Origin of the sequence: Kutzneria sp. CA-103260 (assembly GCF_018263855.1) — a bacterium.
Classification (GTDB): domain Bacteria; phylum Actinomycetota; class Actinomycetes; order Mycobacteriales; family Pseudonocardiaceae; genus Kutzneria.
On record NZ_CP073318.1, the window covers coordinates 9297728 to 9312869 of the forward strand.

Genomic DNA, 15142 nt, shown 5'->3' on the forward strand with positions numbered 1-15142 from the left:
GCCAGGAACTCGGGCTGCCTGGAAATCTGGCTGGGTCTCCGGCTGCCTAGACCTCGGGGAGGACGGGCCAGGTTCGGGGGGCGGCGGGGCCGCCGGCCATGCGGAGGGCGAGCTCGACGTAGCGGCGGTGCATCTCGGTGGGAGTGAGCACGCCGTCGTCGCGGAACCACTCGCTGATCAGGCCGCACATGTCGAGCACCGCCCGGGCGGTGCCGGGGGCGGAGCCGCCGACGAGGTGGAAGACGCCGGACTGGGCGCCGGCGGCGAGGACGTCGGCGAGCTGGTCGCGGAGGCGGCGGCGGATGGCGAGGACGTGGGCCAGGCGGTCGCCGGTGAGGGAACGGTATTCCTGGTTGCCGACGCGGGAGCGTTCGCGGAACTGGGCGTGGGCCGCGACGTGGACGGCGACGAGGGCGGCGAACTGGTCGACGGGGTCGGGGCCGGCGGCGGAGCGGGCCCGGAGGGTGTGGGTTTCCAGCTCGGTGTGGATGTCGAGCACGAGTTCGTAGAGCAGCTCGTCCTTGGAAGCGAAGTGGTTGTACAGCGCGCCCTGGGTGAAACCGCAGGCCTGGGTGATTTCTTTCACTGAGGTGGCGAGAAAGCCGCGTTCGTAGAACAGCGTGGTGGCCGCCGCCAGCAGTCTGTCCCGGGATCGGGTCTCGACACTCGTCACCCGTCAATACTCGCCCACTTGACCGCGGCGGCGAGAAGGCGGTAGGACAGCCGGGGGTATATGAACGGTCATTTACCGTACGAACGTGAAAGGCCAGCGTTGTCCTCCACCCGACTCGTCGCCCTGACCGCCGTGCTCGCCCTCGCGCTGACCGCCTGCTCCGGCCTGACCGGCACGCCGGCGCCGACGAAGTCGGCGGTGGACTACAGCGCCCAGGCGATGCAAGCCACGCAGGCCGCGATCAGCGGCACCTATCACGAGCCATCCCAGCAGCCCCGGCCGGCGGCCGCTGGCAAGAAGCTGGCGGTGATCTCGTCCGGCCAGAACGCGATCAGCTCGCTGGTGCCGGCGAACTCGGTGATGGAGGCGGCCAAGGCGATCGGCTGGGACGCCCAGCTCTACGACGGCAAGCTGGACCCGAAGTCCTGGCCGGGGCTGGTCACGCAGGCGGTGGCCGCCGGCGCGGCGGGCATCGTGCTGGTGGCGGTGGACTGTCCGGCGGTGGCCCAGCCGCTGGCCGAGGCCAAGGCCAAGGGCATCAAGATCGTCGGGATCTTCGCCTTCGACTGCAACGACCCGCTCTTCGGCGGCAACGGGCCGGCACTGTTCAGCTCCTACGTGGACTTCGGCCCGCCGGTGAACCGCAACATCGATGACTTCTCCGACCTCTACGGCGCCGACCAGGCCAACACGGTGGTGGCGCAGACCAACGGCAAGGCCAAGGTCATCCTGGTCACGGACAACGAGTTCACCTCGATCCGACACGTCGTGGAGGGCTTCCGGCAGACGATCGCCAAGTGCGCCACCTGTTCCATCGTCGGCGAGGTGGACATCAAGGCCGCCGACCTGACCACGCCGACAGCGGCGGAGGCGGTGCTCAAGGCGTTGCAGGACCATCCGGAGGCCAACGCGGTGAAGAGCCCTTACACCGCGGCGACGCTGGCGGCGGTGAGCCCGGCGGTGATGAAGGCCAACCGGGCGGCCTCGCTCTATGTCATGGGCGGCGAGGGATTCGAGCCGGAGCTGGACCTGATCCGCAAGCACCAGGGCGTCTCGGCGGTGACGATCATTCCCTCCGACTGGTACGGCTGGGCGGCGGTGGACACGGTGAACAGCCTGTTCATCGGTCAGGAGCCGGCCGATTCGGGACTGGGCTGGCAGCTCATCGACGACGAGGTGAACCCGCCGTCGAACAACGCGTACAAACCGGCAATCGACTTCCGTACGGCATATCGGACCGTGTGGGGAAGGGCCGGCTGAGTCGCCTTCAGGTAACTCACAGGCTGCGTCCAGTCTGATGACAGGCTGAACACAGAGGATTCGGGGTGTACACAACCGCCCTGGGGCCTTGAGGCTGCCGCGCTCCCCCAGGCCAGGGATGCGAGCGGAGTGAGGACCCTGTGTTGTCGAGAATTCGACTGCGCCTGACCAGACGGCGGGTGATCATCATCGTGGCCGCGGTGGTGGTGGCCACCGGTGGTGGCGTGGCCTGGGCGGCGACCCGCCCGGCCGCCGAAGCCCAGACCACGTCGTTCGCCACGGCGACCACCGCCACGCTGAAGCAGACGGTCTCCTCGTCCGGCACGATCGAGCCGGCCCAGCAGGAGAACCTGAACTTCGCGGTCTCCGGTCAGGTCACGGGCGTCACGGCGACGGTGGGCCAGCAGGTCACCGCCGGCCAGGCGCTGGCCACGGTGAACTCAGCCGCTCTGGCCGCCAGTGTGGCGGAGGCACAGGCCACGCTGTCCACGGACCAGGCCCGCCTGAGCTCCGACCAGACGGCGGGGGCGTCCAGCGCGCAGATCACGGCCGACCAGGCCGCGGTCACCGCCGCGCAGAACTCCGTGAACAACGCCCAGACCGCTCTCAGCGAGGCGACGCTGACCTCGCCCATCGACGGCACGGTGGCGTCGGTGAACCTCACGACGGGCCAGCAGGTGTCGGCCGGCAGCACGTCCACCAGCAGCGGCTCCGGCGGTTCGAGCGGCGGCTCAGGCGGCGGTGGCGGCGGAGGTGGGGGCGGCGGGGCCGGCGGCGGCTCGGGGTCGACCGGGTCGTCGAGCTCGTCCAGCAGCTCCAGCACCGCGCAGGTGGTGGTGATCTCCACCAACTCCTACGTCGTCAACGCCAGCGTGGACGACACCGAGGTGGGCCTGATCAAGAACGGCGAGCAGGCCACGATCACCGCCAACGGCAGCACCCAGCCGGCCTACGGCACGGTCACCTCGGTGGCGATGCTGGCCAGCTCCTCGTCCACGGTGCCCAGCTACCCGGTGACGATCGGCGTCACCGGCACGCCGACCGGCCTGCACCCGGGGGCCAGCGCGACGGTGGCGATCACGGTCAAGCAGGTGTCCGACGCGGTGGTGGTGCCGACCGCGGCGATCCACTACGAGAACGGCAACGCCGTCGTCTACCAGATGTCCAACGGCAAGCAGGTCTCCAAGCCGGTCACCACGGGCATGACCTCGGGCGGCCAGACGCAGATCGTCAGCGGCCTGTCCGACGGTGACCAGGTGGTGATCCCCAGCCGCGGCACCGGCACGACCGGCACCACGCGCGGCGGCACCGGGACGACCGGCGGCCGCGGCGGCACAGGCGGCTTCGGGGGCGGCGGCTTCGGCGGTGGCACCGGGGGCTTCGGCGGCGGCGCGGGCGGTTTCGGCGGCGGGCGTGGCGGCGGAGGCGGCGGTGGCGGCGCGGCCACGGGCGGCCAGGCGAACGGCGGCTGAGCGATGAGCCTCGACATGACCACGCCGATCCCCCCGGTGATCGGCGGCCCGAAGACGGTCATCGGCATCCAGGACGTCACCAAGATCTACCGCACCGGCTCGGTGGAGGTGGCCGCGCTGGGCGGCGTCTCGCTGCGCATCGACGAGGGCGAGTACGTGGCGATCATGGGGCCGTCCGGCTCGGGCAAGTCCACCCTGATGCACATCATCGGCTGCCTGGACGTGGCCACGGCCGGCAGCTACTTCCTGGCCGGCGACGACGTCAGCGGCATGACCGAGAACGACCTGGCGGTGATCCGCAACAAGCGCATCGGCTTCGTGTTCCAGCAGTTCAACCTGCTCACCTCGCTGACCGCGTGGCGCAACGTGGAGCTGCCGCTGTGCTACGCGGGCGTGGCCAAGGCGGAGCGCAAGCAGCGGGCCATCGAGGAGCTGGAGCGGGTGGGTCTCGGCGACCGCGTGGAGCACAAGCCCACGGAGCTCTCCGGCGGCCAGCAGTCCCGCGTGGCGCTGGCCCGGGCGCTGGTGAACAAGCCGGCGCTGATCCTGGCCGACGAGCCGACCGGCGCGCTGGACTCCAAGTCCACCAACGATGTGCTGGGCGTCTTCGACGATCTGCACCGCGCGGGCCACACCATCGTGCTCATCACGCACGAGGAGGACGTCGCCGCGCACGCGCAACGCGTGGTGCGGCTGCGGGACGGGCTGATCGAGTCGGACACGATGAACGTCGGGGGTGCCGCGTGAGTTGGCTCGAAACCCTCAGAACTTCCTGGGACGCAATCAGATCGCACCGTCTGCGGTCTGGTCTGACCATGCTCGGCATCCTGATCGGCATCGCGGCCGTCATCCTCACCGTCGGCCTTGGTGAGGGTGCCTCGCAGTCGGTCAGCAGTGCCATCAACGCCCTCGGCACGAACCTGCTCGTGGTCACGCCGGGCAGCACCACGACCGCGGGCGTGCGCGGCGGTTCCGGCACGGCGTCCTCGCTCACGGCGAGCGACGCGACGGCGCTGGGCGACAAGTCGGTGGCGCCAGACATCCAGGCTGTGGCGCCGAGCAACAGCCGGTCCGAGTCGCTGACCGCCGGCTCGACGAACTGGACGACCTCGGTGGTCGGCACCACGCCGGACTGGCTGGGGGTGCGGGCCCGCACCATCTCCGAGGGCCGTTTCCTGTCCAATCAGGACATCAGCGGCGAGACAGCCAACGTGGTGCTGGGTACGACCACGGCGCAGGAGCTGTTCGGCGGGGCCGACCCGGTCGGCCGCTCGGTGACGATCAACAGCATCCCGTTCACCGTGGTCGGTGTGCTGGCCACCGAGGGCACGTCCTCGGCGCAGAACCAGGACGACCAGGCGGTGGTGCCGATCAGCACGGCGTCCGACCGGCTGTTCGGCGGAGCCACCCGGACCTCGGTGCAGTCGATCTACGTGGAGGCCACCACGGCCGACACCCTGTCGGCCGCCTACCAGGAGGCCAACCAGGAGCTGCTGACGCTGCACCACGTCACCGACCCGACGGCGGCCGACTTCACCATCGCCAGCCAGGAGTCGCTGCTGTCCACCGCGACCTCGGTCAGCCGCACGCTGACCATCCTGCTCGGCGGCGTCGCCGCGCTGTCCCTGCTGGTCGGCGGCATCGGCGTGATGAACATCATGCTGGTGTCGGTGACCGAGCGGATCCGCGAGATCGGCCTGCGCAAGGCGCTGGGCGCGAGCCCGACGGTGATCCGCCGGCAGTTCCTGGTGGAGGCGTCGGTGCTGGGGCTGTCCGGCGGCATACTGGGCGCGCTGCTGGGGATCGTGGGCGCGCTGGTGCTGCCGGGGCTGATCTCGTCCACCATCACCGTGTCGCCGACGGCCACCGCGCTGGCCATCCTGACCTCGATCGCCATCGGCATGGCGTTCGGCGTGTACCCGGCCAGCCGGGCCGCCCGACTCGCCCCGATCGACGCTCTCCGAAGCGAATGAGCTGGAGCCCAACGATGTCCGTGCAGATCCGCAAAGCCGCCCTCCTCGGCGTTGTCGCCGGCGCGATGGCGTTCACGCTGGCCGCGTGCGGCGGCTCGTCGCCCGCACCGGCCGCCAACAGCGGCGGCGGCCAGCCCAGCGGCGCCAACCGCCCCGGCGGCGGCGCCCCGCCCGGGGTGTTCGGCAGCATCGCCGCGGTGTCCGGCCAGACGCTGCAGGTGCAGAACCCGCAGAGCGGCCAGACCGCGGTCAGCTACGACGGCTCGACGAAGATCACCAACTCGGTGTCCGGCACGCTCGCCGACGTCACGACCGGCGCGTGCGTGACCGTGAACGGCACCTCCAGCGGCCAGGGCCAGCCGGTCAGCGCCACGGCCGTGACGATCACCCAGGCCGGCTCGAACGGCTGCAGCTTCGGCAACGGCGGCCAGCGGCCGTCCGGCTCGAACACGCCGAGGCCGTCGGGCTCGAACCGGCCGCGGCCCAGCGGCAGCAACGGCCCCCGGCCCAGCACCGGCAACAACCCGGCGGGCGGCCCGCGAGCCTTCGGCGCGGTGACCGCGGTGTCGGCCAACGGTTTCACCGTGCACTCGACGTTCGGCGCCAATGCCTCCGACATCACCGTGAACGTCACGTCGGCGACGACGTACACCAAGACCGTGACCGCTGACGCGAGCGCGCTGGTTGTCGGCGCATGTGTTGCGGCGCAAGGCAAGGCGGACGACACCGGCGCGGTGGCGGCCACCTCGATCGCGGTCAGCAAGGCCGGCCCGAACGGCTGCACCGGCGGCTTCCGCGGCGGACGCGGCGGCTTCGGCGGCGGTCGTGGACAGGGCGGCGGGAACGGTGGCGGGACCGGTGGCGGCAATGGCTGAGCACAAAAAAGACACCCGTAGAAGGGGATTCCGCCGCTCCCGAGTGGTGATCGGTGTGGTGGCGCTGGTCGTGCTCGGCGGCGGGGCGGCGGCGTTCGCCGCGACCCGAAGCGATGATCCCTCGTACCGGACGGCGATCGCCGGCCCGGCCTCGGTGACATCGGTGCTCAACGGCATCGGCACCGTGCAGCCGGTGTCCCAGGCGACGGTCACCTTCCCGGTGAGCGGCCAGGTCGCGACGGTGACCGTGAAGCAGGGTGACCAGGTGAGTTCCGGTCAGGTGCTGGCCGAGCTGAACACGACGACCCTGGCCGGCCAGGTCAGCTCCGCACAGTCCACTTTGGCCACCGCGCAGGCCAAGCTGGCCGCCGACCAGAGCAGCCAGACCCCCGCCGCGACGCCGACGCAGACGTCCACGCAGTCGTCCTCGGGCGGCGGCAAGTCGTCGGGCAGCTCGGCCAAGCTCACGGCGCTGCTGAAGTCCATCTCCGCCGGGCAGAACGCGGTGCGTGGCGCACAGCAGAAGGTGGACGCCGACCTCCAGCTGGCCGGTGCGGCGCTGAAGAAGGCCCAGACGACCTGCCCGGACATCATCAAGCAGCTCGGCAACCCGCCGGCCGGCACCACCGACCCGTCGCCGACGACCACCTCCGGGCCGCCTCCCACCACCACGCCACCGCCCACGACGCCGCCGGTTGACGTCAGCGACTGCACCGACCTGTTGCAGCAGGTCCAGGACGCGCAGTCGAAGACCGCAGCTGACGAGACGGCGCTGAGCCAGGCCGAGGCGACGCTCTCGACCGCGCTGGGCCAGGCGGCGACCGCTGTGCAGCAGTCGTCGACCTCGTCATCGAGCGGCAGCGGTGGCGGTTCGTCCACCCCGCAGACGTCCACCCCGACGGGTGGCGGCGGCCGCGGTGGGGCCGGAGGGGGGAGCTCGACGCCGCCCTCGGCCGACCAGATCGCCGCCGACCAGGCCTCGGTGGACGCGGCCAACGCGCAGCTGGCCGCCAACCAGCAGAACATGGCCGCGGCCAGCCTGGTCAGCCCGATCGACGGCACCGTCGCCCAGGTCGACATCGTGGCCGGCCAGAACGCCTCGGCCAACTCCAGCACCGCCAAGATCGTGGTCATCGGCCCCGGCGGCAACCAGGTCACCACCGCCGTCAACGACAACCAGGTCGGCAACGTCAAGCCGGGCCAGGCGGCGACGGTCACGCCGGACGGCGCGGGCAAGCCGTTGGCCGGCAAGGTCGTCTCCATCGGCGCGCTGGCCAGCACCACCTCCGGCGGATCGGCCAGCTTCCCGGTGACGATCTCCCTCGACGGCGGCGGCACCGCGCTGTTCGCCGGCTCGACCGCGTCGGTGGCGATCACCCTGGGCAGCGCCAAGGCGGCCGTCACGGTGCCGACCTCGGCGGTGCACACGGTCGGCGCGACCAGCTTCGTGAGCGCGCTGGTGGACGGTAAGCCGGCCACCAAGCGGGTCACGGTGGGAGTGGTCGGCGCGACCGTCACCCAGATCACCCAGGGCCTCAACGCCGGCGACCAGGTCGTGCTGGCCGACCTGAGCCAGCCCCTGCCGTCCTCGACGACCGGCGCCGGGGCTCGCGGCTTGACAGGCGGCGGCGGAGGCTTCCGCGCAGGTCAGGGCGGGGGCGCTGGTGGCGGCGGGGGGACCGGAGGCCGGGCCGGCGGGTGACGCCTGACACGTTCGGGTCCGGGGTGGAGGACTATGTCCCCATGCCCGAGCCAACCAAGCGCAGCCGGCTGCTCGTCGTCGAGGACGAGCCGAGTATCCGTGAGCTGCTGGCGGCCAGCCTCCGGTTCGCCGGCTTCGACGTGGACACGGCGTCGACCGGCACCGACGCGCTGCGCAGCGTCGAGCGGGAGCGGCCGGACCTGATCCTGCTCGACGTGATGCTGCCCGACCGCGACGGCTTTGAAGTGGTGCGCCGGCTGCGGTCGGGCGGTCTAGGCGTGCCGGTGCTGTTCCTGACCGCGCGCGACGGGGCCGAGGACAAGATCACCGGGCTGACCATCGGCGGCGACGACTACGTCACCAAGCCGTTCAGCTTGGAGGAGGTCATCGCCCGGGTGAACGCGGTGCTGCGGCGGACCAAGGCGCAGCCGGAGCCGCCGGACAACCGGCTGCGCTACGCCGACCTGGAGTTGGAGGTGGACAGCCACGAGGTGCGCCGGGCCGGCCGGCTGGTGCAGCTGTCGCCGACCGAGTTCAAGCTGCTGCACTACCTGCTGCGCAACGCCGGCCGGGTGCTGTCCAAGGCGCAGATCCTGGACCAGGTGTGGCACTACGACTTCAACGGCGAGGCCGGGGTCGTCGAGTCCTACATCTCCTACCTGCGGCGCAAGGTGGACGACGTGGAGCCGCGGCTGATCCACACCGTCCGCGGCGTCGGCTACGTGCTGCGGCAGTCCACGTCGTGAAACGGCCGATCAGGTGGGTCCGGGAGTGGGTCGGCCGCATGCCGCTGCGGGTGCACCTGGTCTCCGGGCTGGTGCTGCTGGTGGCGGTGGCGCTGTTCGGGGCGTGGTTCATCACCTCGGCCGTGCTGGAGAACTACCTGATCGGACAGACCGACACCCGGCTGCACAACATGGTGGTGTCCACCCAGCGGCAGGTGGAGGCCGGCATCGACCGGCCACGGCCCAACCGCGGCGGGCAGCCGTTCCGCCTGCCCGGGCGCAGCCTGGTCCTGGTGCGTACGGCGACCCAGAGCCGGGAGCTCAGCCGGCCCACCGACGACGGCGACAGCCGGCCGGCGCTGCCGCCCATGGGCCAGCTGCCGTCCGGGGTGTCGGTGACGCTGCCGTCGCAGGGCGGCTCCGGGCCGCAGTGGCGGGTGCAGGCGCTGCGGCTGGGCGGCGCCGAGATCGTGGTGGCCACCGACCAGCGCGAGGTGGACGCCGCCGTCACCGACATGCGGCTGCGGTCGCTGGTGATCTGCCTTGGCGCGCTGGTGTTGGTGGCCGGGCTGGGCTACGCCCTGGTGCGCAGCAGCATGCGTCCGCTGGAGGAGGTCGAGCAGACCGCCGACGTGATCACCACCGGCGAGCTGTCCCGGCGGGTGCCGGTGCGGCGGCCCGGCAGCGAGGTCGGGCGGCTGGCCAACTCGCTGAACGTGATGCTGGGCCGGATCGAGGAGGCCTTCGACGCCCGGCGCAAGTCCGAGGAGGCGGCGCGGCGGTCGGAGAACCGGATGCGGCAGTTCGTCGCCGACGCCTCGCACGAGCTGCGCACGCCGCTGACCTCGATCCGCGGCTACGCCGAGCTGTACCGGCAGGGCGCGGTCACCTCGCCGGGCGAGGTCTCCGAGGTGCTGGGCCGGATCGAGGACCAGGCCGCCCGGATGGGGCTGTTGGTCGAGGACCTCCTACTGCTGGCCCGGCTGGACCAGCAGCGCCCGTTGGAGCAGCGGGAGGTGGACCTGACCGTGATCGCCGTGGATGCCGTGCACGACGCCCGGGTGCTCGACCCCGACCGCAAGATCGGGCTGCATCTGGACGTGGCCATGGACCTCGACGCGGACGAGGAGGACGGCAGCGCGCTGGCCGTGCTCGGCGACGAGGCCCGCCTGCGGCAGGTGGTCAGCAACCTGGTCGGCAACGCCATCACCCACACCCCGGCCGGCACTCCGGTCGACGTCCGGCTCTCGCACCGGGAGGAGGACGGCCTGCCGCTGGCCGTGCTGGAGGTCAGCGACCAGGGACCGGGGCTGACCGGGGAGCAGAGCGAGCGGATCTTCGAGCGGTTCTACCGGGCCGACGCGGTGCGCAGCCGGGAGAACGGCGGCACCGGCCTCGGCCTGGCCATCGTCGCCGCCCTGGTGGCCGCGCACGGCGGCCGGGTGGAACTGGACACCGCGCCCGGCGACGGCGCCACCTTCCGGGTCCTGCTCCCGCAGCAGGCCTGACTTCCTGTGAGAACGGCCATGGGGAGTCGGGGCCGGCCGATACCGGCGGCCGGTGGCGCATAGGCTGGCTTCGTGACGATCGAGCAGGCAGCCAGTGTGGACACCTCGCGTGCGCTGTTCGACCGAGCGGCCAAGGCCACGCCGGGCGGGGTCAACTCGCCGGTGCGGGCGTTCCACTCGGTCGGCGGCACGCCCCGATTCATGGTCCGCGGCGAGGGCCCGCACCTGTGGGACGCCGACGGCAACCGCTACGTCGACCTGGTCAGCTCGTGGGGCCCGATGATCCTGGGCCACGCCCACCCGGAGGTGGTCGCGGCGGTGCAGCGGGCGGCCCAGAGCGGCCTGTCGTTCGGCACGCCGACCGAGGGCGAGGTGCTGCTGGCCGAGGAGCTGATCGCCCGGGTCGAGCCGGTGGAGCAGGTGCGGCTGGTCAACTCCGGCACCGAGGCCACGATGAGTGCGATCCGGCTGGCCCGGGGCTTCACCGGCCGGCGCAAGATCGTGAAGTTCGCCGGCTGCTACCACGGGCACGTGGACGCGCTGCTGGCCCAGGCCGGCTCGGGCGTGGCGACGCTGGGCCTGCCGACCACGCCGGGCGTCACCGGTGCACAGGCGGCCGACACGATCGTGTTGCCGTACAACGACCTCGCCGCGGTGAAGGCGGCCTTCGAGGCCAATCAGGGCGAGATCGCGGCGATCATCACTGAGGCGGCGGCCGGCAACATGGGCGCGGTGGCCCCGGATCCGGGCTTCAACGCGGCGCTGCGCGAGGCCTGCCACGCCGACGGCGCGCTGCTGATCATCGACGAGGTGATGACCGGCTTCCGCGTCAGCAAGGCCGGTTGGTACGGCCTGGAGCGCGTGCCGGGCGACCTGTACACGTTCGGCAAGGTGATGTCCGGCGGCCTGCCGGCGGCGGCGTTCGGAGGCCGCGCCGACGTGATGGCCAAGCTGGCCCCGAGCGGCCCGGTCTACCAGGCCGGCACACTGTCCGGGAATCCCGTGGCGGTGGCGGCCGGCCTGACCCAGCTCAAGCTGGCCGACGACGAGGTGTACCGGAAGCTGGACCGCAACGCCCGGCTGCTGGGCGAGCTGTTCGCCGACGCGCTGACCGCCGAGGGCGTGGCCCACCAGGTGCAGTTCGCCGGCAACCTGGTCAGCGTCTTCTTCGGCGAGCACCCGGTGCGCGACTACGCCGGCGCGCAGGCCACCCAGACCTGGCGCTTTCCGCCGTTCTTCCACGCGCTGCTGGAGCGCGGCGTCTACCCGCCGCCGAGCGCGTACGAGGCGTGGTTCGTCAACGCCGCCATGGACGACGACGCGTTCGAGGTCATCGAGCAGGCGCTGCCGCACGCCGCCGCCGCGGCCGCCGCGGCCAAGGAGGACGGTCAGTGACCGAGCTTGCGAGGGCACCATTCGGCACAGCGGCTTTGGTCGCAGACTCGGCGAGCGCTAGCGAGGTGGGACTGTGACCGAGCTTGCGAGGGCACCATTGAGCACAGCGGCCTTGGTCGCAGACTCGGCGAGCGCTAGCGAGGTGGGACTGTGACCCGCACTCTGGTGCACCTGATGCGCCACGGCGAGGTGCATAACCCGACCGGCATCCTGTACGGCCGGCTGCCCGGGTTCCGGCTGTCCGCGCTGGGCGAGAAGCAGGCGCTGCGGGTCGCCGAGCACCTGGCCGACCGCGACATCGTGCACGTTGTCGCGTCGCCGCTGGAGCGGGCCCAGCAGACCGCCGGCCCGATCGTCGATTCGCACCGGCTGGAGCTGGTCACGGACGACCGGCTGATCGAGGCCGACAACAAGTTCGAGGGCCTGAAGGTGGCAGTCGGCGACGGCGCGCTGCGCTCGCCGCAGCACTGGCCCAAGCTGTGGAACCCGTTCGAGCCGTCCTGGGGCGAGCCGTACCTGAAGATCGCCCACCGGATGCTCGGCGCGGTGCAGCGGGCCCGTGCGGCCGCGGCCGGCCACGAGGCGGTCTGCGTCTCGCACCAGCTGCCAGTGTGGACCATCCGCCGCTTCCTCGAGGGCAAGCGCATGTGGCACGACCCGCGCAAGCGCCAGTGCTCGCTGGCCTCGCTGACCACGCTGACGTTCGAGGACGAGATGCTGGTGCGGATCAGCTACGCGGAGCCGGCCGGGGGCACCGACCCGAGGGTGACGGGGGCATGAAAACCACGCGCGTCGCCATCGCCGCCGCCCTGCTCGCCACCCTCGCGGCCTGCTCCACCGGCAAGGACGCGGTCGTGCAGGGCCAGGGCACGTTCCAGTTCACCGCGCCCGGCGGGCAGACCCACATCGACTACACCAGCAAGCAACGCCAGCCGCTCACCGAGATGCAGGGCGACAGCCTGCTCGAGGACGGCAAGCAGGTGAAGCTGAGCGACTATTCGGGCAAGATTGTCGTGATCAACATCTGGGGCGCCTGGTGCGGGCCGTGCCGGACCGAGGCCCCGCAGCTGCAACAGGTCTACGACCAGACCAAGGATCAGGGCGTCCAGGTGATGGGCGTGGACGTGCGCGACGACAAATCGGCGGCGCTGGACTTCTACCACAACGCGAAACTGGACTATCCGTCGATTTTCGACCCGCCCGGCCGGTCGCTGCTGGTCCTACAGGGCTATCCGCGCACCACAACGCCGTCCACGTTGGTGCTCGACCGCCAGCACCGGGTCGCCTGGGTGTCGCTTTTGCCCGTTGAGAAGGACGAGCTGCTGTCCAAGGTGAAGCAACTCATCGCCGAGAAGTAGAGCCGAATTCACCATCAGTTTCCGTTCGTATGACGGGTGTTCCGCGCGCTTTCGCTCAATTAACCTCGCGTGCGGTCCCGCCCACCACGGATGGAGCACGCGTCATGGCCGACTCGAACTCAGGACTCACGCGCCGCCGGTTCCTCGGCGCCGCCGCCGGCACGGTCGCCGCCGCCGGCGCCCTCGGCGCGCTGCCGCCGGGCATGGCCGAGGCGCTGGCCGAGCCGCGCCGCCGCGGCCGGATCAGCGACGTCCAGCACGTCGTCGTCCTGATGCAGGAGAACCGGTCGTTCGACCACTACTACGGCACCATGCGCGGCGTGCGCGGCTACGCCGACCGCACCGCGGTGATCCAGCCCAACGGCAAGGACATCTACAACCAGTTCGACCTGCTGCGCACCGACGGCAACGCGCTGCTGCCGTTCCACGTGGACACGTCCAAGGTGGACGGTCAGGACCTCGGCGACCTCGGGCACGGCTGGGACGACCAGCACCTGGCCATGAACGGCGGCGCCAACAACTCGTGGATCACCGCCAAGGGCGAGATGACCATGGGCTACTTCACCGAGCGGGACATCCCGTTCCACCGGGCGCTGGCCGACGCCTTCACGCTGTGCGACGCCTACCACTGCTCGGTGCAGGGTCCGACCACGCCCAACCGGCTCTACCTGTTCTCCGGCACCATCGACGCCGACGGCAAGTACGGCGGCCCGGTCAACTACAACCCGGACGACTACAAGGGCGTGCTGCGCTGGACCACCTACCCGGAGCGGCTGCAGGACGCCGGCGTGTCCTGGAAGGTGTACGCCAACAAGGAGGTCGGCGACGACGGGGCGCACCCGTTCGTCGGCGACTACGGCGACAACCCGCTGTGGCTGTTCGAGAACTACCACAAGGACTACAACAGCGAGCTGTCCAAGCGGGCCAGCGTGTTCGAGACCTGGCAGCCCGATTCGGGCCAGGGCAAGGACGTCAACCACGTGCTGTCGGAGTTCGTCGCCGACTGCGCCGCCGGCACGCTGCCCAAGGTGTCCTGGATCGTCGCGCCCTACGGCTACTGCGAGCACCCCGAGGCCCGCCCGGTGGACGGCGCCGCCTACACCCAGGGCGTGCTGAACGCGTTGTGGGCCAACAAGAAGCTCTGGGACAACACCGTCGTCCTGATCAACTATGACGAGAACGACGGCTTCTTCGACCACGTGCCGCCGGCGATGGCCCCGGCCGGCACCCCCGGCGAGTTCATCTCCGGCAAGTCCATCGGCCTCGGCGCGCGGGTGCCGATGACGGTGATCTCGCCGTGGAGCCGCGGCGGCTGGATCAACTCCGAGGTCTCCGACCACACCTCGGTGATCCGCTTCCTGGAGCAGTGGACCGGCGTGCACGAGCCGAACATCACCGACTGGCGGCGGGCCATCTGCGGCGACCTGACCAGCGCCTTCGACTTCGGCGCGAAGAACGTGTCGATCCCGCTGCTGCCGGACACCGCCAAGCTGCGCCAGATCGCCGACGACACCCAGACCAAGCTGCCCAAGCCGGCCCCGCCGGCCACCGGCAAGCAGGTCACGCCGCTGCAGGACCAGGGCACCCGCCCGGCCCGGCCGCTGCCCTACCAGCCGGCCGTCACCACCTCGCTGTCGGCCGACAAGGGCACGCTGACCACCACGTTCGCCAACTACGGCACCGCGCAGCTGCAGCTGTGGGCCTTCCGGGCCGACGGCAAGCTGGACGGCCCGTGGCCCTACGACGTGCCGGCCGGCCAGCAGGTCAGCGACCAGTGGAAGATCTACACGTACGGCTACAAGTACAACGTCGCCGTGCACGGCCCCAACCGCTTCCTGTGGCAGTTCGCCGCCGACGTCAACGCCGCCGGCGCGATCGACGTGGTCGCCAGCTACACGGCTGACTTCAAGCTCAAGCTGGCCCTGACCAACCCGTCGGCCAAGGCGGTCAAGTTCACCGTCACCACCAACCACTACGGCAACGGCAAGCAGGCCTTCACCGTCGCCGCAGGCAAGACCGTCGACCACACCTTCACGCCGTGCGAAGGCTGGTACGACCTGAGCGTCACCATCGACGCCGACCCGGCCTTCCTGCGCCGCTACACCGGCCACATCGAGAACGGCCGCCCGAGCGTCACCGGCTGACCCCCGCTTTTTCGCCACATGTGGACCACATTCGACGCTGGAAGTCGAATGTGGTCC

13 protein-coding genes are annotated in these 15142 nt (G+C 71.1%); 12 read left to right on the plus strand and 1 reads right to left on the minus strand.

Going from position 1 to position 15142, the window contains the following annotated elements; translation table 11 throughout:
- Positions 1–46: 46 nt before the first annotated feature.
- Complete coding sequence (locus tag JJ691_RS41325) at positions 47–673, minus strand: TetR/AcrR family transcriptional regulator (protein WP_211764901.1); 627 nt, start codon at positions 671–673, stop codon at positions 47–49.
- 99 nt (positions 674–772) lie between these two features.
- Here JJ691_RS41325 and JJ691_RS41330 point away from each other — a divergent pair, with 99 nt between their 5' ends.
- The 12 genes from JJ691_RS41330 to JJ691_RS41385 all read left to right on the plus strand — a co-directional run bounded on the left by JJ691_RS41330 (position 773) and on the right by JJ691_RS41385 (position 15085).
- The gene (locus tag JJ691_RS41330; RefSeq protein ID WP_211764902.1) at positions 773–1933 is read left to right on the plus strand and encodes a substrate-binding domain-containing protein; all 1161 of its coding nucleotides are present in this window, start codon (positions 773–775) and stop codon (positions 1931–1933) included.
- Between the two features lie 143 nt (positions 1934–2076).
- Positions 2077–3405 (plus strand): efflux RND transporter periplasmic adaptor subunit, encoded by a 1329-nt coding sequence (locus JJ691_RS41335; RefSeq protein ID WP_211764903.1) that lies wholly within the window; start codon positions 2077–2079, stop codon positions 3403–3405.
- A gap of 15 nt (positions 3406–3420) precedes the next feature.
- A complete protein-coding gene (locus JJ691_RS41340) occupies positions 3421–4152 on the plus strand; it encodes an ABC transporter ATP-binding protein (RefSeq protein ID WP_211764904.1) in 732 nt (243 codons plus the stop codon).
- 68 nt (positions 4153–4220) lie between these two features.
- A complete protein-coding gene (locus tag JJ691_RS41345; protein WP_249227349.1) occupies positions 4221–5378 on the plus strand; it encodes an ABC transporter permease in 1158 nt (385 codons plus the stop codon).
- A 14-nt stretch (positions 5379–5392) separates the two neighbouring features.
- A complete protein-coding gene (locus tag JJ691_RS41350) occupies positions 5393–6253 on the plus strand; it encodes a DUF5666 domain-containing protein (RefSeq protein WP_211764906.1) in 861 nt (286 codons plus the stop codon).
- A 55-nt stretch (positions 6254–6308) separates the two neighbouring features.
- Positions 6309–7955, plus strand: a complete 1647-nt coding sequence (locus JJ691_RS41355; RefSeq protein ID WP_211764907.1) for an efflux RND transporter periplasmic adaptor subunit — start codon at positions 6309–6311, stop codon at positions 7953–7955.
- Between the two features lie 41 nt (positions 7956–7996).
- Positions 7997–8701: a response regulator transcription factor gene (locus JJ691_RS41360; protein WP_211764908.1), complete on the plus strand. Its 705-nt coding sequence runs from the start codon at positions 7997–7999 to the stop codon at positions 8699–8701.
- Entirely contained in the window at positions 8698–10188 is a 1491-nt protein-coding gene (locus JJ691_RS41365) for a sensor histidine kinase (RefSeq protein ID WP_211764909.1), read from the plus strand. The genes JJ691_RS41360 and JJ691_RS41365 overlap by 4 nt, the downstream gene beginning before the upstream one ends.
- 72 nt (positions 10189–10260) lie before the next feature.
- The gene (gene hemL / locus JJ691_RS41370) at positions 10261–11583 is read left to right on the plus strand and encodes a glutamate-1-semialdehyde 2,1-aminomutase (protein ID WP_249227350.1); all 1323 of its coding nucleotides are present in this window, start codon (positions 10261–10263) and stop codon (positions 11581–11583) included.
- A 174-nt stretch (positions 11584–11757) separates the two neighbouring features.
- A complete protein-coding gene (locus tag JJ691_RS41375) occupies positions 11758–12363 on the plus strand; it encodes a histidine phosphatase family protein (RefSeq protein WP_211772047.1) in 606 nt (201 codons plus the stop codon).
- Positions 12360–12941 (plus strand): TlpA family protein disulfide reductase, encoded by a 582-nt coding sequence (locus tag JJ691_RS41380; protein WP_211764910.1) that lies wholly within the window; start codon positions 12360–12362, stop codon positions 12939–12941. Before JJ691_RS41375 ends, JJ691_RS41380 begins: the two co-directional genes overlap by 4 nt.
- Before the next feature lie 104 nt (positions 12942–13045).
- Entirely contained in the window at positions 13046–15085 is a 2040-nt protein-coding gene (locus tag JJ691_RS41385; protein ID WP_211764911.1) for a phosphocholine-specific phospholipase C, read from the plus strand.
- The last annotated feature ends 57 nt before the right edge of the window (positions 15086–15142 follow it).

Coding starts and splice junctions, on each gene's coding strand:
- JJ691_RS41375 (WP_211772047.1), top strand. CDS start 11,758: ATGCGCCACGGCGAGGTGCATAACCCGACCGGCATCCTGTACGGCCGG.
- JJ691_RS41385 (WP_211764911.1), top strand. CDS start 13,046: ATGGCCGACTCGAACTCAGGACTCACGCGCCGCCGGTTCCTCGGCGCC.
- JJ691_RS41360 (WP_211764908.1), top strand. CDS start 7,997: ATGCCCGAGCCAACCAAGCGCAGCCGGCTGCTCGTCGTCGAGGACGAG.
- JJ691_RS41340 (WP_211764904.1), top strand. CDS start 3,421: ATGACCACGCCGATCCCCCCGGTGATCGGCGGCCCGAAGACGGTCATC.
- JJ691_RS41350 (WP_211764906.1), top strand. CDS start 5,393: ATGTCCGTGCAGATCCGCAAAGCCGCCCTCCTCGGCGTTGTCGCCGGC.
- JJ691_RS41380 (WP_211764910.1), top strand. CDS start 12,360: ATGAAAACCACGCGCGTCGCCATCGCCGCCGCCCTGCTCGCCACCCTC.
- JJ691_RS41345 (WP_249227349.1), top strand. CDS start 4,221: ATGCTCGGCATCCTGATCGGCATCGCGGCCGTCATCCTCACCGTCGGC.